Annotated in this window: 16 protein-coding genes and 1 riboswitch; of the genes, 12 read left to right on the top strand and 4 right to left on the bottom strand. The window is 54.9% G+C overall.

From position 1 onward, the window contains the following. Positions 1-8: 8 nt before the first annotated feature. Positions 9-1,988 (bottom strand): flagellar hook-length control protein FliK, encoded by a 1,980-nt coding sequence (locus CHH28_RS16865; protein WP_157729971.1) that lies wholly within the window; start codon positions 1,986-1,988, stop codon positions 9-11. A gap of 137 nt (positions 1,989-2,125) precedes the next feature. Here CHH28_RS16865 and ccmA point away from each other — a divergent pair, with 137 nt between their 5' ends. The 9 genes from ccmA to ccmI are packed head-to-tail and all read left to right on the top strand — an operon-like array spanning position 2,126 to position 9,012. Then, on the top strand, positions 2,126-2,776 hold the full coding sequence (gene ccmA / locus CHH28_RS16860) for a cytochrome c biogenesis heme-transporting ATPase CcmA (protein WP_094061415.1): 651 nt from the start codon (positions 2,126-2,128) through the stop codon (positions 2,774-2,776). Next, on the top strand, positions 2,773-3,441 hold the full coding sequence (gene ccmB / locus CHH28_RS16855; protein WP_094061414.1) for a heme exporter protein CcmB: 669 nt from the start codon (positions 2,773-2,775) through the stop codon (positions 3,439-3,441). The genes ccmA and ccmB overlap by 4 nt, the downstream gene beginning before the upstream one ends. A gap of 5 nt (positions 3,442-3,446) precedes the next feature. Further along, the gene (locus CHH28_RS16850; protein WP_094061413.1) at positions 3,447-4,193 is read left to right on the top strand and encodes a heme ABC transporter permease; all 747 of its coding nucleotides are present in this window, start codon (positions 3,447-3,449) and stop codon (positions 4,191-4,193) included. Further along, the gene (gene ccmD, locus CHH28_RS16845) at positions 4,193-4,381 is read left to right on the top strand and encodes a heme exporter protein CcmD (RefSeq protein WP_094061412.1); all 189 of its coding nucleotides are present in this window, start codon (positions 4,193-4,195) and stop codon (positions 4,379-4,381) included. The genes CHH28_RS16850 and ccmD overlap by 1 nt, the downstream gene beginning before the upstream one ends. Next, positions 4,365-4,838, top strand: a complete 474-nt coding sequence (ccmE, locus tag CHH28_RS16840) for a cytochrome c maturation protein CcmE (protein WP_094061411.1) — start codon at positions 4,365-4,367, stop codon at positions 4,836-4,838. The genes ccmD and ccmE overlap by 17 nt, the downstream gene beginning before the upstream one ends. Before the next feature lie 10 nt (positions 4,839-4,848). Next, positions 4,849-6,810, top strand: coding sequence for a heme lyase CcmF/NrfE family subunit (locus CHH28_RS16835; RefSeq protein WP_094062124.1), 1,962 nt, complete (start codon positions 4,849-4,851; stop codon positions 6,808-6,810). Next, entirely contained in the window at positions 6,807-7,328 is a 522-nt protein-coding gene (locus CHH28_RS16830; RefSeq protein ID WP_094061410.1) for a DsbE family thiol:disulfide interchange protein, read from the top strand. The genes CHH28_RS16835 and CHH28_RS16830 overlap by 4 nt, the downstream gene beginning before the upstream one ends. Continuing rightward, a complete protein-coding gene (locus CHH28_RS16825) occupies positions 7,328-7,789 on the top strand; it encodes a cytochrome c-type biogenesis protein (RefSeq protein WP_233243643.1) in 462 nt (153 codons plus the stop codon). The genes CHH28_RS16830 and CHH28_RS16825 overlap by 1 nt, the downstream gene beginning before the upstream one ends. Continuing rightward, positions 7,786-9,012 carry a c-type cytochrome biogenesis protein CcmI gene (ccmI, locus tag CHH28_RS16820; RefSeq protein WP_094061409.1) on the top strand — a complete coding sequence of 409 codons (1,227 nt, stop codon included), beginning with the start codon at positions 7,786-7,788 and terminating at the stop codon, positions 9,010-9,012. The genes CHH28_RS16825 and ccmI overlap by 4 nt, the downstream gene beginning before the upstream one ends. Before the next feature lie 100 nt (positions 9,013-9,112). Here the strand turns inward: ccmI and CHH28_RS16815 are convergent, their stop codons facing one another. Both CHH28_RS16815 and CHH28_RS16810 read right to left on the bottom strand, forming a co-directional pair. Then, positions 9,113-10,135, bottom strand: a complete 1,023-nt coding sequence (locus CHH28_RS16815; RefSeq protein WP_094061408.1) for a DUF2804 domain-containing protein — start codon at positions 10,133-10,135, stop codon at positions 9,113-9,115. Positions 10,136-10,300: 165 nt separating this feature from the next. Beyond that, on the bottom strand, positions 10,301-13,732 hold the full coding sequence (locus CHH28_RS16810; RefSeq protein WP_094061407.1) for a PAS domain-containing hybrid sensor histidine kinase/response regulator: 3,432 nt from the start codon (positions 13,730-13,732) through the stop codon (positions 10,301-10,303). A 228-nt stretch (positions 13,733-13,960) separates the two neighbouring features. On the opposite strand from CHH28_RS16810, the gene CHH28_RS16805 reads away from it, so the two are divergent. Continuing rightward, on the top strand, positions 13,961-15,763 hold the full coding sequence (locus tag CHH28_RS16805; RefSeq protein ID WP_094061406.1) for a DUF294 nucleotidyltransferase-like domain-containing protein: 1,803 nt from the start codon (positions 13,961-13,963) through the stop codon (positions 15,761-15,763). Next, positions 15,763-16,371 carry a 3'-5' exonuclease gene (locus CHH28_RS16800; protein ID WP_094061405.1) on the top strand — a complete coding sequence of 203 codons (609 nt, stop codon included), beginning with the start codon at positions 15,763-15,765 and terminating at the stop codon, positions 16,369-16,371. Before CHH28_RS16805 ends, CHH28_RS16800 begins: the two co-directional genes overlap by 1 nt. Here the strand turns inward: CHH28_RS16800 and CHH28_RS16795 are convergent. After that, a complete protein-coding gene (locus CHH28_RS16795; RefSeq protein ID WP_094061404.1) occupies positions 16,368-16,985 on the bottom strand; it encodes a trimeric intracellular cation channel family protein in 618 nt (205 codons plus the stop codon). The genes CHH28_RS16800 and CHH28_RS16795 overlap by 4 nt on opposite strands. A 125-nt stretch (positions 16,986-17,110) precedes the next feature. Continuing rightward, positions 17,111-17,195, bottom strand: a riboswitch (glycine riboswitch). Positions 17,196-17,361: 166 nt separating this feature from the next. On the opposite strand from CHH28_RS16795, the gene bla reads away from it, so the two are divergent. Beyond that, positions 17,362-18,297: a class A beta-lactamase gene (gene bla / locus CHH28_RS16790; RefSeq protein WP_094061403.1), complete on the top strand. Its 936-nt coding sequence runs from the start codon at positions 17,362-17,364 to the stop codon at positions 18,295-18,297. Positions 18,298-18,314 lie beyond the last annotated feature (17 nt).

The raw sequence follows: 18,314 nt of genomic DNA, 5'->3' as shown, positions 1-18,314 counted from the left end.
CCTCGCTGTCAGGTATGCAGATCTACCAGTCGTGTTTGAATGCGATTGTGCTCTCCGGCAGGCATCTGACCATGGCGCGCGGTCAGTACCTCGATTTCCACACCGAGTGAAGTCAGCTGGCTGCGCAGTGGTGGCAGCTGTTGCTGCAAGCTACGCAGGGTGTCGGCTTGTTGTGACCAAAATGTGGCCGCCACCTGATTTTCATTCAGCTCAATCTCAATATCCAGCGGACCCAAATGTTGCAGGTCAAAGTGCAACACCACGCGCCAGCCGCGCTTTCGTTTGCCGCCTGTCGCAGTAATGGGTGGCTCAAGTTCCATATCGAGATGGCGCAGCTGCTCGCCTTGGCGCATAAATAAAGGCAGCGACAGCTGCCAATTGTCCGGGTCTTGGCGCAAGCTCTGAAACTGTTCCGTTTCAATGCGTGCCAGCGTGCTTTGCAACAAGCGAAAGGCCTCAGGGCGCTCACCGTCATTGTTATAAGAAATCGGCAGCGGTGCAGGCTGCGGCTTTTGTTCGGGAGAGCCGCCTTGTTGGATCACCTGCAGCCACAGTTGCAGCGCGCGCGACAATGATGCTTTCAGATCACCGCTTAGCAGATGCGATGGCGTCAGTAACGCTTGGCTTAGCGTCGGGCTGGCGGGCTCCTCGGCGTCGCTGCCCTGAACCTTACTGAGCGCCGCTTGTGCTTGCTGATTCAACTTGCTGGCCAGCTGCATAAGGGCTGAGGAGGCCCCCGTGCGCGTCGCGCTGGCCTGTGACGTCTGTTTGCTGGCGTGTGTCGGCTCGCCTTGCAAACCCGCGCGCGTTGCAGATAACCATTCGCTGGCGAGTTGTTTTATACGAGAAGCACTGCCGGGAGCGGCGTTTGGGTCGGTATCGGTCGCTGCGAACTGCTGACCGGAACTGGCGCTGTTGAGAAGAGCTGTGTTGACCGGAGGTGTGATGGTTGAGCCGGTTTGCATGCCCGCCAGTGTTGACGCTGCTTTGGCGTTCACAACGTGTTCGGACAGCCCTTTTGGTCCGTCCGCTGCGGCTCTGGGGCTCATGGGTACAGACTTGGAGGTAGCAGCAGGGGAGAGACTGATGCCTGATGTTTGAGCGCCTGTATCGCCGACAGTGGCGCCTACAACAGGCCCGCCACTGGGTGCGTTCACTCCAACAGAGTTCAAGCTAGCGGCCGTCGCTGAAGTGTTGGCGGCTAAACCGGGAGTAGCGCTGTTGTGCGCAGCGGTGGCTTGCCATAACTGAGCAAACTGGCTGCTGAGTTTTCCGTCTGTGCGTGGTGTAAGCAAAGAAAGCAGACGCTGCTCGTAAAACAGCCCGGACTCTGCCACGGCCTGGCGCACGCCGTTGGCGCCAACCGAGGAAGAACGAGTGGCTGCTGTTTCACCTTGAGTCGTTGTTGGTGTCGCTGTCGGTGCTGCTGTCGGCAGTGAGCTGGTTGAATTGGTCTGTGGGGCGGTCGAATGTAGTGGAGTCTGCAACAGGTTGGTCGAGGCGGCCTGCAACATAGGACGTTGCTGCAAAAACTGTTGCAGCAGCTGCTGCACTGCGCTGGGTGTGCTCTTGTCTTGCGCCAACGTTTCGATGGCTTGCAGGATTGCTTTGCTGCTGACATCGCCACTGCCGCTGGTGAGTGGCAGCCGACTGGCCAACCACTGGCTGAGTAACTGCGTCAGTGGCTGCTCGGAGTCGGCGACTGGCCCAGTGCCCGGTGGCTGAACGGCCAGCAGTTGCACCGTTGGTGGCTGCGTTTTGCTCGGTAGGAGAATGACTTTGCTGCCTTCGGGCAATGGTTGATCCATATCCAGCTGCAGCTGTTTGCCTTGAGCACTCACCGTTACTTGGTAGCGTTCAATGTTTTTGCTGCTGTCCAATTGCACACGAATCACCTCTGCGGCAAACGCGTCGTCAGTCAGTTGCGTGCTGAGACCTGCTTGCTGCAGAGTGCTTTGACTGATAAGAGGAACGTGTGGGATTCGCATACAATTGATGTCGGCCAAGGTTTACTCAACTTTACCCATGATAATTCGCCGCCAAAATCCGCAGAAGTTCCTTTTTGTATATAATGCGCCGGCTTTATTCACTCTGGCAGTAATGTCTGTCGCACAAAGGTTGTTCAATGCCCAGTCAAGCGCCGTTTGAGCTGCACGCCACCGGCTTATGTTGTGAACGCGACGATCGAATGTTGTTTCAAAACTTCGATCTGACGGTAACCACGGGTGCCATGGTGCAACTGGCTGGGCCCAATGGCGCAGGAAAAACCACCTTATTGCGCATTCTGGCGGGGCTCAACCACGACTTTGATGGCGAGGTGCGGTTTGCTGGACACGAGCTGTCTGAAGTTTACAGCGACTACGCCCAGCAGCGCTTGTACATGGGTCACCTAGCGGCGGTGAAAAAAAGTCTTACCGCGCTGGAGAACTTGCGTTGGCTGACGGCGCAGTGGCAGTTGGCGGATGCCGATTTGATCGATGCACTGGAAGCGGTGGAACTGGCGGGCTATGAAGATACGCCGTGCCAGCAATTGTCCGCAGGTCAGCAGCGGCGTGTCAGCTTGGCGCGCTTGCTGGTGGTGCCAACGCCCTTGTGGATTCTGGATGAACCTTTTACCGCGCTGGATAAGCAAGGGGTGGCTTGGTTAGAGCAGCGCATCTGCGAACATGTCAGCGCTGGCGGCATGGTCATCATTACCAGTCATCATGCCTTGCATGCGGTGCCGGGCCTTCGGGTCATTGATCTGGACCAATGGGCACCAGAGGTGTGTGCATGAGCTTGGTGGTGGCCACGCTGAAGCGCGATTTGCTGCTGGCAGCGCGCAATCCCGGTGAATGGGCCAATCCGCTGATGTTCTTTCTGATGGTGGCGGCGATGTTTCCACTGGCGGTGGACCCTGACCCCAAGTTTTTGAGCAAAATCTCCGGAGGCGTCATTTGGGTAGCGGCGCTGCTGGCCACCTTATTATCATTGGATGCCCTGTACAAAGCCGACGTCGAAGATGGCACCCTGGAACAATGGTTGGCTTCTGGCGAGTCCTTGTACGCCTTGGCGTTGGTGAAGGCGCTGGTGCATTGGTGCATCAGTGGTTTGCCGCTAACGCTGATGTCGCCAGTACTGGGCATGATGTTGTCGCTGCCGAATGAGGCCTATTGGGCGCTGGTACTCAGCCTAGCAGTAGGTACTCCGGTTCTGAGCTTGTTGGGTGCCGTGGGTGCGGCGCTCACCGCGGGTGTTCGCAGCGGCGGCTTATTATTGAGTCTGTTAATATTGCCGCTGTATGTGCCGGTGCTCATTTTTGCAGCCAGCGCGGTGTATCACGCCGGCATCGGCATGCAATACAACGGTCAGATTGGCTTTTTGGGTGCCTTGCTGGCGCTGGCCATGTGTTTGACTCCGTTTGCCTCGGCAGCGGCCTTGAAACTTAATTTATCGCGGTAACCTGTATGTGGCAGTGGATCAAAACCCTTTACCATCGACTGGGCTCACCCAAATGGTTTTACGACATCACTAACCGCTGGATTCCATGGTTGGTGGCTTTCTCTGCCATTGGTGCAGCCGTGGGCTTGGTGTGGGGCTTGGCTTATGCCCCTGCGGATTACCAACAGGGCAACAGTTTTCGCATTATTTATATCCACGTGCCCGCCGCGCTGATCAGTCAAAGCGCCTATTTGATGATGGCGGTCGCGGGCGCGGTGTTTTTGATTTGGCGGATGAAAATGGCCGCCTGGGTCGCGCGGGTTATTGCTCCGATTGGCGCCAGTTTCTGTTTAATCGCATTGCTGACCGGTGCTATTTGGGGGCAACCGACTTGGGGCACCTGGTGGGTGTGGGACGCGCGTCTGACTTCCATGTTGCTGCTGCTGTTTTTGTTCTTCGGTGTGATGGCGTTGCAACAGGCAATGGAAACGGAGGAGGCCGGTCACAAAGCCAGCGCCATTTTGGCCTTGGTCGGTGTGGTGAATATTCCCATCATTAAATATTCCGTCGAGTGGTGGAACACCTTGCACCAGCCCGCCACGTTGAAGCTGACCGAAAAGCCCAGCATGCATCCGGACATGCTGATACCGCTGTTGATTATGATAGCCACCACCTATGTGTTTTTCGCTTTGCTGGTGATTTTGCGCACGCGCAACGAAATCCTCTGGCACGAACGCAAACGCAGTTGGGTTAAGCAACTTCTGGAGAACTGATGGAATTCAGCAGTTTTAGCGAGTTTCTGGCCATGGGCAAGCACGGATTTTATGTCTGGTTGTCTTACGGTCTTACGGCACTGATTGTCGCGTTTAATGTACTGCAACCCTGGTTGCGCCGGCGACAGTTGATCAAACAACACACTCAGCGTCTGCGTCGGGAGAAGAAGCATGCACCCTCAACGTAAAAAGCGTCTTACCTTAATTCTGTTTTTGCTGGTAGGGGTTAGCACAGGCGTTGGCTTGATGGCGTATTCCCTGACACAGAACATCAATCTGTTTCAAACTCCGACGCAAATCGCTGCTGGAGAGGTGCCCGTTGGGCGCACCATTCGCGCCGGTGGATTGGTGGTCGATGGCAGTGTGGTGCGCGACACCGAAGGGCTGGGCGTGACCTTTAAAGTGACCGATGGCGCGGCCAGTGTGCCAATTTATTACGATGGCATCCTGCCGGACTTGTTTCGTGAAGGGCAGGGCATTGTGGCCCTCGGTCAGTTGAACGAGAAGGGGGTGTTGCAAGCATCGGAAGTGCTGGCCAAGCACGATGAAAACTACATGCCACCGGAAGTTCAAGAAGCGCTGGAAAAGGCCCACCAAGACGGCAAAGGCAACCTGAAGGCAGCAGGAAACGACTATGAATACTGAGTTTGCATTGATGGTGCCCGAGTTTGGCCAAATGGCGCTCATTGTGGCGTTGGTATTGGCAGGTCTGCAAACCGTTATTCCTCTAGTCGGTGTGCAAGCGCGACGCGAATGGTTAATGGCCTACGCGCGCCCACTGGCCACTGGTCAGGCCGTGTTCTTAATGGCGTCGTTGTTAGCGCTCACTTACGCCTTTGTGGTCGATGATTTTTCGGTGGCTTATGTGGCGGCCAACAGCAACTCGCAGCTGCCGACCCCGTATAAAGTCAGCGCTGTGTGGGGCGCACATGAAGGCTCGCTGTTGCTGTGGGTGACCATGCTCGGTTGGTGGGGGCTGGCGGTGGCTTGGTTCAGCCGCTCACTGCCGCTGGATATGGTGGCACGGGTGCTGTCCATCATGGGCATGGTGTCGGTGGGTTTTATTTTGTTCACCGTGCAAACCTCCAATCCGTTTGAGCGCCATCTGCCAACGGCGCCGATGGACGGCGCGGATCTCAACCCGTTGCTGCAAGATTTTGGTCTGATTGTTCATCCGCCGACCCTGTACATGGGGTATGTCGGCTTGTCGGTGGTGTTTGCTTTTGCCCTAGCAGCCTTAATGGGCGGGCGTCTGGACGCTGCTTGGGCGCGCTGGTCGCGCCCTTGGACTACCGCCGCTTGGATTTTCCTCACCATGGGCATCGCTTTGGGTAGCTGGTGGGCCTATTACGAGCTGGGCTGGGGCGGCTGGTGGTTCTGGGACCCGGTTGAAAACGCCTCGCTGATGCCGTGGTTGGTAGCGACCGCGCTCATGCACTCGCTGGCGGTGACGGAAAAACGCGGCTTGTTTAAGAGCTGGACCGTATTGCTGGCCATCTTTGCCTTCTCGCTGAGTTTGCTTGGCACTTTCTTAGTGCGCTCTGGGGTGCTGACGTCGGTGCATGCGTTTGCCTCAGACCCAGAGCGTGGCGTATTTATTCTGGCGCTGCTAGGCATTTGTGTGTGCGGCTCGCTGCTGCTGTACGCGATAAAAGCGCCGACGGTGGCATCCGTTGGACGCTACGAATGGGTGTCGCGTGAAAGCTTTTTGTTGATGAATAACTTAGTGCTGTTGGTCTCTGCGTTCGCTATTTTGCTCGGTACCTTGTATCCGCTGGTGATCGATTTTATGGGGCTGGGCAAACTCTCTGTCGGCGCTGCTTGGTTTAACACCATGTTTGTACCGCTGAGCGTATTGCTGGCGCTGATTATTGGCATGGGCTCTATGTCGCGTTGGAAATCGGACGGCCTCAGCCGCTTGGGCAATGAATTGCGCTGGGCGTTTTTAGCGGCGCTGGTATTGGCAGTGGCGGCGCCCTTTATTGCCAACGGCGAATGGAACTGGCAAGTAGTGATGGGGCTGGGCGTGGCTTTCTGGCTGGTGGCGGCCACCTTGGTAGATTTATGGAAAAAGTCACGCGGGCGCTTAAAGCGCATCCCCACGCTGGGCATGAGCTACATGGGCATGATCATCGCGCACTTGGGTGTGGCGGTATCCATTATTGGCGTCACCATGGTGTCCAATTACAGCCTGGAAACTTCGGTGAAAATTGCCCCGGGCGAGTCAGCCGTGCTGGGTAATTATCGCTTCGAGTTCGCTGAATTTGGTCACATCGAAGGCCCCAACTTCACCTCAGATGCAACGCGTTTTAACGTTTGGCGCGATGAAAAATTGATGGAAGTGCTGACGGCAGAGAAACGTCGTTACAACGTCAGTGGCCAGGTAATGACAGAAGCCGCCATCGACGTCAGCTTGCTGCGCGATGTGTACATTTCCATGGGCGAACCTTTGGCTGACGGTGCGTGGGGCATGCGTTTGCAAGTCAAACCTTACATGCGTTGGGTATGGCTGGGCGCCATCTTTATGTGTATTGGCGGCGGTTTGGCGGTGATGGACAAACGCTACCGCGCGCGTCAGACGCGCAAAGTGGCGCTTAGCAATGAGGCCGTAGCATGACACGTTGGTTGCTGTTTATTCCGCTGGCCGTGACTTTGGCCATGGGGGTGTTGTTTTGGATTGGTCTGGGCAAGGAAGACAAAGACGCGCTGCCATCGCCGTTGGTCGGACAACCTTTCCCGAGTTTTGAGGCCAAGGCGCTGCTCAGTGGTGAGGCGATCAGCGCGGCGTCTTTGCCTGCCAAGCCGATGCTGGTTAACGTGTGGGCGACCTGGTGCCCGACCTGTAAAGCCGAGCATGCGTTTTTAAATCAGCTGGCTAAGCAAGGCATCACCATCGTGGGCATCAATTACAAAGATGACGACGCCAAGGCGCGCGAGTGGCTGAAAGCCTACGGCGACCCGTATGACTTCAACATCAGCGATCCAGACGGCAAGTTGGGTCTGGAGTTGGGTGTGTACGGCGCGCCAGAGACGTTTTTGGTCGACAGCCAGGGCACTATTCGCGGCAAACACATTGGCGATTTAAATACTCGGGTGTGGCAAAAGCTGCAGCCACAATTTGAGGCGATGAAGTGATGATGCAACGACTGTGTTGGTTGGCGTTATTGTGGTTACCTCTGACTGCCTTAGCCGTGGTTGACGGTCATAAATATCCCTTTGACGATGCAGAAAAAGCCGAGCGTTTTCGCCAGTTAGCCGAAGACTTGCGCTGCCCTAAATGCCAAAACCAAAACCTGGCCGATTCCAATGCGCCGGTGGCGGTTGATTTGCGTGACAAAGTGTACGAGCTGTTGCAAGAAGATCAGAGCGACGAGCAAATTGTCGATTACCTAGTCGCTCGCTACGGTGACTTTGTGCGTTATAACCCGCCATTTCGGTTAGACACGTTGCTATTGTGGATTGGTCCACTGCTGGCGATGTTATTTGGTATTGGTTTATTGGTGTTAATTCGCCGTGGGCAAAATGCGGCGCCCAAACCGCTGACCGATGCTGAAAAAGCCCAACTGGAGCAATTGAAGAAGGCAAACCGCTCATGATGCTTGCGTTGTTATTGCTGGCCATTCCGTTGGCCATGTTTTTGCTCAAACCCGTCTGGTATCGCTCATCGCAGCAGGAAATCAGCCACAGCGAAGAAAATCTGCGTTTATATCAGGAGCGCACCGACGAAGTCGCTGGCAGCGACCTGAGCGAGGAAGAAAAAGCACAGCTGCAGTTGGAATTAGACCGCGAATTTCTTGCCTCGGCTAGCGAGCTGCAGCCGCGGGAGCAAAAAAATTCCACCCGCGATCGTTTACCGCTGGCCATTGCTCTGATTGTGCTGACCTTGGCCAGTACCGTATTGCTGTATCAGCGTTGGGGCGCGAGCAATGAACTGCGCGCTACCGAGCTGCTCGACTTAGCCAGTCAAAGCCGCTTAAGCGAGCTGGAGCGCAAAGAACTGATGACCCGTTTGGCTAATGCTGAGCAGCGCAACCCAGACAACATTGAATGGGCTTATCTGCGCGGGCGCATTTTATCGGCGGAGCAAAACTACGAGCAAGCCGCAACGGCCTTTGCTGCGATGCTGGAACGTTTGCCAGAAGAAGCCCAAGCCGATCGTGCCGAGGCCATGACCATGCTGGCGCAAGCGCGCTTTTTTGCCGCTGAGCAAAAAGCAGACCCAGCGGTGTACGAGTTACTGCAACAAGCCTTGGCGATTACGCCACAACACCGCCAAGCATTGGGCATGGCCGGTATTTTGGCGTTTGAACTGCAGCAATATGGCGATGCCATCGAACACTGGCGTGGCCTGTGGCAAAGCCTGCCTGCCGGGCCAGAGGCGGCTCAGCTGGAGCAAGGCATTCGCCGCGCCGCTGAACATCTGGGTGAGCAGGGCGGCGAGGTGTCACTGGCATGGCTGGAACGTGCGGAATTAAAAGTGTTGGTGTCCTTGTCTGAGCAGGCCAAACAGCAAGCCCAGCCAGGCGATACCGTGTTTGTTTTGGCGCGCGCTTTTAATGGTTCACCCATGCCATTGGCGGTGCAGAAATTAACCGTTGCCCAGCTGCCTCAGGTCATTACCTTAAGCGATGCGCAGGCGATGGCGCCGGGCATGAGTCTGAGCCAGTTTAAGCAAGTCACCTTGGTGGCGCGGGTATCTCGCTCAGGCCAGCCAACGGCTCAGCCAGGGGACTGGCAGGGGCTACTAGAGCCGGTGGCCAATCGCGATGAGCAAATCTTTAAGCTGACCATTGATCGCCAGCTCACCGCCGGCAGTTAATCGTTACTGCATTGCTGTGGCTCACTTTGCACTCAAGCAGAGTGAGCCACAGAGGCTTTCGCGAGCAGTGCACAGCGGTTCTAACTAGCCGCGCGCTTAATTACCATCGAGCGTAGTGATCCTCGGTAAATCCCCACTCGCCGTTTAACGTCAGTGTTTCGCTGTCGAGGCGAATCTCGCCGAAAAAACGACCAAAATGTTGGGTAAAATTCGACGCAGCAATGATGGCGTTCATTTTTTCTTGCCGCTTCCCGGCAGGTTCAAAATGCAGACGAATTTTGCCGTCACTGGATTGCAGCTCCCACGCATGGCGTTGTTGGTAGCGATCAAAACGAAAATCCACCATATCCACTTTAATGCGTTTGCCGTCCAGCCAGATGGCATTTTCGGTAAAGCCCGTCTCATTAACGCCTGCAGCCAGATTAAAGCCCAAGCGGCGGCCGTCACTTAAGCGACACGACAAACTGCCCCAGTTCCAAAACGTCTCGCGGCGCATAAATCCTGCTGTCCAGTCGACGGATGCCAGCGCACCAATGTCATGCAGGTTAATTTGCCGGGCGCGCCATTGAACATTGCCATTACACACCAATGCAGTGCTTTTTTGCGTAAATACCCAACCCTGATAACCCGCACGTGTGCAAATGGACAGCGGCTGATAGGCCGTGGACTCATCAATGGTGGCGTCAATAGATAGCAACCCTGGCAGTTCGACTTGTACTTTGCGTACCCCAGGCACGCGCGTTGCCCGCATTAAAAACCGCTTTTGTCCTTGCTCGAAGCGCGCTTCGCCGTCATTCGGGCGGGTATCTATGTGCGTGCCGCGCGCCAGCGGTTGAATAAAGCTGAATTCATCGAATTCGCCCGTTTGCGGATCGTATAAATAGACAAAGGCATTGCTGGCAATTTTCAGGTCAACAATGGCAATGCCAACGATCAATTGTGGGCTGAGCAATCCAATAAACTGAAATTGATTGAACTTAAGTTTTTTCGCCCAGCGGCCAAGGCGGCGATCCATGGTAGAGCGCAAATCAAAGTCGAGATAATTGATATCGTGTACACCGTCATTAAACAGTCCATAAGCGGGCTGTCCGTGGCGGTCGATGAGTTGTTGTTTTATCGACATGGGTCATTTCTGTGGTGAGTGAAGTTAGCCCGCAAGGCGGCCTTTAGGGCTCGTGGCAATCACAGCGCGACTGGATCGTGCCCAATGCAACGCTGCCCGCCGATGAACTGGCGAGCTGAGCCCAGAGATATTGTTACCTGTCTATTTTTTAGCGGTCAATGGCGATTATTTCACCAGGCGGCTAATTAGTGCCCGCAACGCCGCCGGGCGCATGGGTTTGCGCAAGAAATAAAAACCCAATTGTTTGGCTTGTTCTTCGATTTCCGGGCGTGGGTCGGCGCTGATCAGCACGCCGGGAATATCGGGGTCATCAAACTGCTGGCGCAGCTGTGTCATCACCTCCAGCCCGGTTTCGTCATTATCCAGTTGATAATCGGCCAGCATAATCTTCGGCTTGAACGGCACCTGCAGCGCCTGGGCGTGACTGCTGCAGCTGTAGAGATTGCACTGCCAGCTGGTCAGCAAGGCGTTCATGGCGGCGAGCACGTCGGGGTCGTTGTCGATGCAAAAGGTATCCATCCCAGCAAACGAGTGATGGCTGCGGCGGCTTCGCAGTGGCGCACTCATTTCTGGCAAGGCGTCAGTCAGAGGCAATCGCACTTCGAAGCGGGTCCCTTGGCCGACCCAGGAATCGACCGCCACGCTGTGATCCATACGCCGGGCCATGCGCTCGACGATGGCCAAACCCAGCCCCAGCCCTTTGTCATTGGTGCGGGTGTGCAGGCGTTTGAACTCGCCAAATATCTCGCCCAGCTTGGACGTTGGAATGCCTGGGCCGCTGTCCCACACTTGAATCACCAGTGTATCGCCACGTTTGCGACAGCCGACCAGAACGCCGCCGCGGTCGGTGTAGCGCACGGCATTGCTGATTAAATTCTGGATAATACGGCGCAACCAGTGGGCGTCACTGACCACCCAATAGGGGCAGTCGCGCACGCTTAAATCGATGCCTTTGTCGTTGGCTAGGGCGGTGAACTCATCGCGCAATGGTCGCAAAATATCGCTGACCTTGATGGCCCTGAGATCCGGCTCTAATGCCCCGGCATCTAACTTGGAAATTTCCACCAGCGTCGATAATACATCCTCAGCCGATTGCAAAGATCCTTCCAAGTGATCGAGCAGCTGGCGTTGCTCGTTGCTGAGCGAATGTTGTGATAGCGTCGAAGCGAACAGTTTGGCGGCATTCAGCGGTTGCATCAGATCGTGCCCGGTGGCCGCCAAAAAGCGCGTTTTACTGGTGTTCGCTTCGATCAGTTTGGAGGTGAGATGCTCCAGTTCTTGGGTGCGCTTTTCTACTCGCTGCTCAAGAGTGATGTTGGCTTGTTGCAGTGCTTGCTCGGCCCGGCGATGGGCGGTGATGTCGGTAAAACTGGTGACAAAGCCGCCATCCGGCATGGGGTGGCCTTGCATCGACAGCACGGTACCGCTGGGCAAGTCACGTTCAAACTGGTGGCCCGAGCCGCTGCGCAGGAAATTCATTCGCCGCGCGACCATGTGTGCAACGTCACCCGTGCCGCAGTAACCGCGTTCGGCGTTGTAGCGAATGATGTCTTCGATCGGTTTGCCGACCTGAATAAAGTTACTGGGGTATTCAAACAGCTCTAAATAGCGTCGGTTCCAGGCCACCAAATTGAGGTTGCGATCCACCACGCTGACGCCTTGATGCAGGTTTTCTAATGCCGCTTGCAGTTGCTCGCGGCTCATGGCGAATGCCTGGCTGGCTTCGCTGGCCAAAAACGCAAGATCGCGAATTTGTATTTGCTCGCCGCCCAATAACGTTGAAAAAATCACCCGCGCCGACGATGAGCCCACCACTGAGGCAAGCAACTTTTCAGCCTCATGCAGCAAAGTGCTGGAGGCCATGGCATGGTCGTACTGCACGCCATGGCGGGATTGATAATCGCCAAAAAACGCTTCACATTTGCGATACCCCAGGATTCTCTCCAATACCACGCGCACATCGTCGACTTTGCAATCAAAGCTGGGAGCGACTTTATTGCCTGCAAGAGGAGCCTTGGTGCTGGTGTAGTCCGACGCCAGCATGCGCTCGCGTACCGAGGCATGGGTCGCAAGAGAAAACACGATAAAAAATGCGATATTGACAGCCAGGCTGGTGATAACGCCAAAACTGAAGTCATCCAGCCCGAGAATAATGCTGCTGGTCAGCACCTGGCTATCGCCACTGACGGTTTCTGTCAGCAGCGGCCACAATAGGGTGTAAAACCAAATAAAGGTGCCGCCTAACAGCCCGGCCACGGCGCCTTGGCGATTGGCGTTTTGCCAAATCAATCCGCCGATTAATGGCGGAGCAAACTGGGCCACGGCAGCAAAGGACAATAAGCCAATGGCGGCCAACGATTCAAACTCGCCCACGCTGCGATAAAACCAGTACGACAGCAGCATCATCACCACGATCACCAAACGCCGCACGGTTAGCACCAATGAGCGCACGCTGCTCGATTGCTGCAGCTCTTGCGTTTGCCCTTGGCGAAAGAACATTGGCAATACCAGCTCATTGGAGACCATGGTGCTGATGGCCACAGTGGCGACGATGATCATGCCGGTAGCAGCGCTGCCGCCGCCGATAAAGGCCATAATCGCCAACGTCTCATTGCCCAGCGCCACCGGCAAACTTAGCACGTAGGTATCTGCGGCAAACCCCAGCTCTTTTAGAAACAAATCGCCGCTTAAGGCAATGGGGATCACAAACGCCATCAACAACATTAAATAAGCCGGGAACAGCCAGCGTGCAGTACGTAAATGTCGAATAGACTCATTTTCGATAATGCCGACCTGAAACTGGCGCGGCAGGCACAGCATGGCAAAGCCGGCGAGCACGGTTTGCAGCAAAAAGCTGATGGAAATAATGTCGCTGTTGAACAACACATGATCCGCCGCCATCTCTTGGCTTAAGCGCACAATATCAAAAGGCGACTCGTACAAGCTCATCATCACCCAAACGCCGACGGCGACAAACGCCAGCAGCTTCACCAATGACTCAAAGGCCACCGCCATAATCATGCCTGGGTGCTGCTCACTGGCGTCGATATCACGGGTACCGAACATAATCACAAACACCGCCATGGCACAGCTGATGTAAAACGCGGTGTCCTGCCACATGCTGACTTCGACGTCGCCGTGGCGGCTAATGGGCAAGGTGACCAGCTCAAAGCCGGTGGCAATGGCTTTCAATTGCAAGGCGATGTAGGGAATCACGCCAAGCACCGCCACCAGCGTCACAATCATGGCCAGGCTGTGATCACGCCCGTAGCGGGTGGCAATAAAATCGGCGATGGAAGTCAGGCGTTTTTCTTTGGCGATGCGGATGATTTTGCCCACCATGCGCCAGAACAACAGCAAGAACAGCGTTGGCCCTAAATACACAGATAGGAAGTTCCAGCCACTGGTCGCGGCCTGGCCGACGGCGCCATAGAAGGTCCAGGAGGTACAGTACACCGCCAGCGACAAGCTATAAATCATGCCACTGCGATGCACCGGTTTGTTCTGTTGTGCGCGTCGATCGCCGTACCAAGCGATGGCAAACAATGTACCAATGTACAGCACCGAAATGGCGATCAGCTGCCAGGCAGGAACCATATTGCTCTTCACTTATTGTTTTGCGCCACTATAGCATGACGTCGATGCGATAAGCTCCGTCAGACGGCTGAATGCTTGGCTGCGACCAAGGTCGGGCAGAACCGATGCTGCGGCAATTGCTAAGCTGGTGAATCTGTAGCCGCGTTGATTTCACTTGGTGGCAGTGCCTTGCGGGTGAATAACAGGGTGAGAGTCAGAGCGAGTTGCCCGAGCGGCTAGGGGAGAAAAATGTCGATACAAATAGACCTGAATCAACCGCCGTTTAGTTTTCTATCCGAGCCACAGCGTCAGTGGCTAACGCAGAAACTGGACCTGGTGTTTTTTCAGGCAGGGCAGGTCATTCTCGATCAAGGGCAAGTCTCCCCCGGCTTGTACATCGTCTATAAGGGCGTGGTGGAAGAAAGCGATGGCAACGGCCAGGTATTTTCGCAATACGGCCGTGAAGATATTTTCGATGTGCGTGCGGTGTTGGAGTCAGCTTGCAAACATCGCTATACCGCCTGTGAAGAAACCTTATGTTATTTGCTACCCAGTAAGGACTTTATCCAGTTACTGAACGACTCGGATGATTTCTCTGTTTATTTTAAAACCGATTTAGGCACGCAAGCGTCTCTGGTAGAACAGCGCGACTCCGGTGGCAGTGTGTCCGAGTTTATTCTGGCGCGCATTGACGACAGCTCCATGCGCAGCCCTGTGTATGTCAATGGTCAGACCAACCTCGCTCGTGTCGCTCAGATGATGCATGAGCAAAAGTACGATGCGGTACTGGTGCGCACGGCAAAGGGCGTGGGCATTGTAACGGGCACAGATTTATTAAAAGCCACGTTAATGGCGGATAAAACCAAGCAATCGAAAGTAGCAGAAATCGCGCAGTACGATTTGATCACGGTGGAGTACGGCGAGTTTTTATTTTCTGCACTGTTGAAAATGACGCAGTACCACATTGAGCGTGTGGTGGTGACCCTCGATGGTGACATCGTCGGTTTGCTGGAACTGATGGACATGCTCAGCCTGTTTTCCACCCACTCCCATGTGATTGCCATGCGCATCGAACAATCACGTACCTTGGATGAGTTGGTGGTGGCCGCGCAAAGGCTCGATACTCTGATTCGCTCGCTGGCAGGGCAAGGGGTTAAGGTCGAGGCGATAATGGAGCTGATCACGACCTTAAACCGGCGTTTACTGCAGCGCGCTTACGACATTATTTTTCCGCAGCGTTTGCGCGATCGGGTGTGCATTGTGGTGCTGGGCAGTGAAGGGCGCGGTGAGCAAATCCTGAAGACCGATCAGGACAATGCCATTATTTTTCAGCACGAACACGAGCGTGAAGCGGTCATGCCATTGCTGAATCAGCTGCATCAAGCGTTGTTGGACTTTGGTTACCCACCGTGTCCTGGCGGTGTCATGTTTATTAACGATAGCTGGATCAACACCGCCGAAGGCTGGCAAGCCAAAGTGGGGCGCTGGCTTGGTTCTGGGGCACCAGAGGCGATGATGAACATGGCGATCTTTATGGATGGCGAGCCAATCTGTGGCGATAAACAGCTGTTTCAGCGGGTGAAAAGCCGCTGGCAGCAAGAAGAATTACGCTCCAGCATGACCTCAGCCTGGTTTGCCAAACCGGCGCTGCAGTTTGAAACGCCGCTCACTTTTCTCGGAAAGATTCGCGAGGACGATGGCAAAATCGATATTAAAAAAGGCGGCATTTTTCCACTGGTGCATGGCGTCCGAGCGTTGGCATTTGAACACGCCATTAACGATACCAGCACCCTGAAACGATTGGATGCGCTGATTGAGCGCAGTATTCTTGACGAAGAGGTTGGCCAAGGGCTGAAAGATGCACTGTTATTGTTTATTCGTATCCGCCTAAAGCAGCAGTTACAGCTGCACAGCGACCAGCCGGGTTTAAGCCAACAGCTGGATCTGGCCATGCTGCGCAGCGTTGACAGAAGCCTGCTGCGCCATGCTTTGCATCGAGTGAAGAAATTTAAACAACTGTTGGTCAATCACTATCACTTGGAGAACTTCTGATGCGCTACTGGCTGCGCCGTCAGATGCCAGGGTTTCTGCCGCCGGAAGGGCGCTGGCGGCATTTGGGCGAGCCCTACCATGGCGATGAGGTGGTGGTATTGGACTGTGAGACCAGCGTGTTTGATAAGCGCAAAGGCGAGCTGTTGAGCGTGGCGGCGGTGGTGGTGAAAGGGCAAGAGATTTTGTTGTCACAGGCGCTGGACTTAACCGTGAATTCCAATGCCAAAACCGATGAAAATGCCGTGCGTGTGCATTATTTACGCCGTGAAGATCGATCAGCTGGTGTCAGCGCCGCAGAGGCGGTGGAAAAGGTATTGGACTTTGTCGGTAACCGGCCGATTTGTGGTTTTTATATCGAATACGACCGGGCTATATTAAATCGCTACATCAAGCGACTGTATAATTTCAAATTGCCCAATCGTTTTATCGAAGTGTCGGAAATTTACGTGAGCCAAAAGCGGCGCTACATACCCGAAGTGCAGCTGGACCTCACCTTCGAAGGCTTGGCCAAGGATCTGCAAGTGCCGGTTATCGAACGTCACACCGCCATTGGCGATGTGATTTCTACTGCACTGATGTATATCAAACTGACGCAGTTTGAGCGTTAGGGCGCCGCGGTGACAGGCAGTTGAACCGTCGGTAGCCGCCAATGCCAGCGCAGCGCACACATGCGCAGCAATAAGCCAACACTGAACGCAGCTAATAAGGTGCTGTCTTGGTTAACGCCCCAGTGGCGCAGTTGCAGGTACATCAATGCGACAATCAGCGATACGCTGGCGTACAGCTCGCGGTGCAACACTTCGGGCGGCCTCTGGCACAACAAATCACGCAAAATACCGCCAAAAATCCCGGTGATAATGCCTGCCATAATAACCACGGGCACAGGGTAGCCCAGCTCCAAACCCACGTTGCAGCCGATTAAGGTAAAGGCGACTAGGCCAATCGCATCTAATACTAAAAACCACTGCCGCAACTTATGCACCCAGCGCACAATCACCAGGGTAAACAGACCGGCGCCCACCGTGAGATAAATATATTCCGGGTGTTTGGTCCAATTGACAGGGAAGTTGCCCAACAAAATATCGCGCACAGTACCGCCGCCTAACGCGGTAATAAATGCAATCATGGAAACGCCAAATAAATCCATTTGGCGACGGCCAGCGGCTAGCGCGCCGGTCATGGCCTCGGCGGTGATGGCCAACAGATAAGCAAGGGTCAGCATGCAGTGCTCCTGCAGTCAGTCTGTGCCCCTCCCCCTGTCCGGTTACCTGAGAGTTTAGCAATGACTACCTAGACATTGCTTGCCCCGTCGGTGGGTTGCGTTGCAACCGCTCTCCAGTTGGCGTTGTTGATACCGCAGTCCGTGTGCCTGAGCGTTTATGGGAGTTTGCGCCTTCGGCGAGGCCTGTGCCTGCTCTCCTGCGGGCTGCGCATGGTAATGACCTGGCGGGCAAATGGCAATGGTCTGTGCTTGAACAGCACGTGTGCGCTGGTGTCATTTGTTCCAGCGAGGGATGAACAGCTTTGCTAGCGATCGCATTGATCTGGCCGCAGCAGGCTCTAGAATGGCGACTTTTCTGCGTCTACGAGTACATGTTATGCATCGCACACTGGCGGTTTGGGTTTGCTGTCTGTTATTCAATGTGGAGGTCTTGGCTCAGGAGGTGCTGGCTCAGAAGACCTTGGTTAAGGAAAACAAGCAGCAAGAAATACTTACCGAGCAGGCTTTCTCCAGCCGTGCTCAATCTGCACTGACGCAGCAGGTGCAAACGGTGGAAGCAAGCATAGGCGCACGCATCGGTGTTGCCGTGTTGGCACCAGATGGCCGCCGTGGCTGGCACTATCAAGGTGATCAACGCTTTGCTTTGACCAGCACCTTTAAAACCCTTCTGTGCGCTCAGCTCTTAAATAGAGAGGGCGCCGCCAACACCATGATTACAATGCGACAGCAAGATCTGGTGTCCTATGCGCCGGTTATGAAAACGCATATCGGCGAGACACTTTCTGCTGCACAGCTGTGTGGCATCACCTTGGCGAGCAGCGACAACAGCGCCGCCAATTTGGTGCTGAATGCCTTGGGTGGACCGATGGCGTTAACTGAGTTCTTACGCCAACATGGCGATACCACCACCCGCTTGGATCGTATGGAAACAGAATTAAACTCGGCCATTCCTGGCGATGTCCGTGATACCACCACACCGGTTGCCATGGTGCGCACCTTGCGCCATTTATTAGTAGAACAGGGGTTATCATCATCGGCGCAGCAACAGCTGCGCCAGTGGATGATCAATAACCAAGTAGCCGATGGTCTGCTGCGTTCGGTATTGCCAGCAAGGTGGCAGATTGCCGATCGCAGCGGCGCGGGTGGCCATGGTGCACGTGCTATTACGGCGTTGGTTTGGCCGGTGGGAGAAGCGCAGCAGCCATGGGTGCTGGCGATTTATATAGCCGAAACAGACGCTGAATTTGCTCAGCGCAATGCTGCCATTGTTGCAATCGGTGAGGCGGTTTTCTCAATCATGACTGGCAAATAAAAAAACAGCCGGCTAAG

The organism is Bacterioplanes sanyensis, assembly GCF_002237535.1.
Classification (GTDB): domain Bacteria; phylum Pseudomonadota; class Gammaproteobacteria; order Pseudomonadales; family Oceanobacteraceae; genus Bacterioplanes; species Bacterioplanes sanyensis_A.
Note: the sequence above shows the minus strand (reverse complement) of the source record. Positions and strands in the feature narration are given on the sequence as shown.

Bases quoted from the DNA above. Each gene is read 5' to 3' on its own strand.
- CHH28_RS16865 (WP_157729971.1), bottom strand. From the start codon at position 1,988: ATGCGAATCCCACACGTTCCTCTTATCAGTCAAAGCACTCTGCAGCAA.
- ccmA (WP_094061415.1), top strand. From the start codon at position 2,126: ATGCCCAGTCAAGCGCCGTTTGAGCTGCACGCCACCGGCTTATGTTGT.
- ccmB (WP_094061414.1), top strand. From the start codon at position 2,773: ATGAGCTTGGTGGTGGCCACGCTGAAGCGCGATTTGCTGCTGGCAGCG.
- CHH28_RS16850 (WP_094061413.1), top strand. From the start codon at position 3,447: ATGTGGCAGTGGATCAAAACCCTTTACCATCGACTGGGCTCACCCAAA.
- ccmD (WP_094061412.1), top strand. From the start codon at position 4,193: ATGGAATTCAGCAGTTTTAGCGAGTTTCTGGCCATGGGCAAGCACGGA.
- ccmE (WP_094061411.1), top strand. From the start codon at position 4,365: ATGCACCCTCAACGTAAAAAGCGTCTTACCTTAATTCTGTTTTTGCTG.
- CHH28_RS16835 (WP_094062124.1), top strand. From the start codon at position 4,849: ATGGTGCCCGAGTTTGGCCAAATGGCGCTCATTGTGGCGTTGGTATTG.
- CHH28_RS16830 (WP_094061410.1), top strand. From the start codon at position 6,807: ATGACACGTTGGTTGCTGTTTATTCCGCTGGCCGTGACTTTGGCCATG.
- CHH28_RS16825 (WP_233243643.1), top strand. From the start codon at position 7,328: ATGATGCAACGACTGTGTTGGTTGGCGTTATTGTGGTTACCTCTGACT.
- ccmI (WP_094061409.1), top strand. From the start codon at position 7,786: ATGATGCTTGCGTTGTTATTGCTGGCCATTCCGTTGGCCATGTTTTTG.
- CHH28_RS16815 (WP_094061408.1), bottom strand. From the start codon at position 10,135: ATGTCGATAAAACAACAACTCATCGACCGCCACGGACAGCCCGCTTAT.
- CHH28_RS16810 (WP_094061407.1), bottom strand. From the start codon at position 13,732: ATGGTTCCTGCCTGGCAGCTGATCGCCATTTCGGTGCTGTACATTGGT.
- CHH28_RS16805 (WP_094061406.1), top strand. From the start codon at position 13,961: ATGTCGATACAAATAGACCTGAATCAACCGCCGTTTAGTTTTCTATCC.
- CHH28_RS16800 (WP_094061405.1), top strand. From the start codon at position 15,763: ATGCGCTACTGGCTGCGCCGTCAGATGCCAGGGTTTCTGCCGCCGGAA.
- CHH28_RS16795 (WP_094061404.1), bottom strand. From the start codon at position 16,985: ATGCTGACCCTTGCTTATCTGTTGGCCATCACCGCCGAGGCCATGACC.
- bla (WP_094061403.1), top strand. From the start codon at position 17,362: ATGCATCGCACACTGGCGGTTTGGGTTTGCTGTCTGTTATTCAATGTG.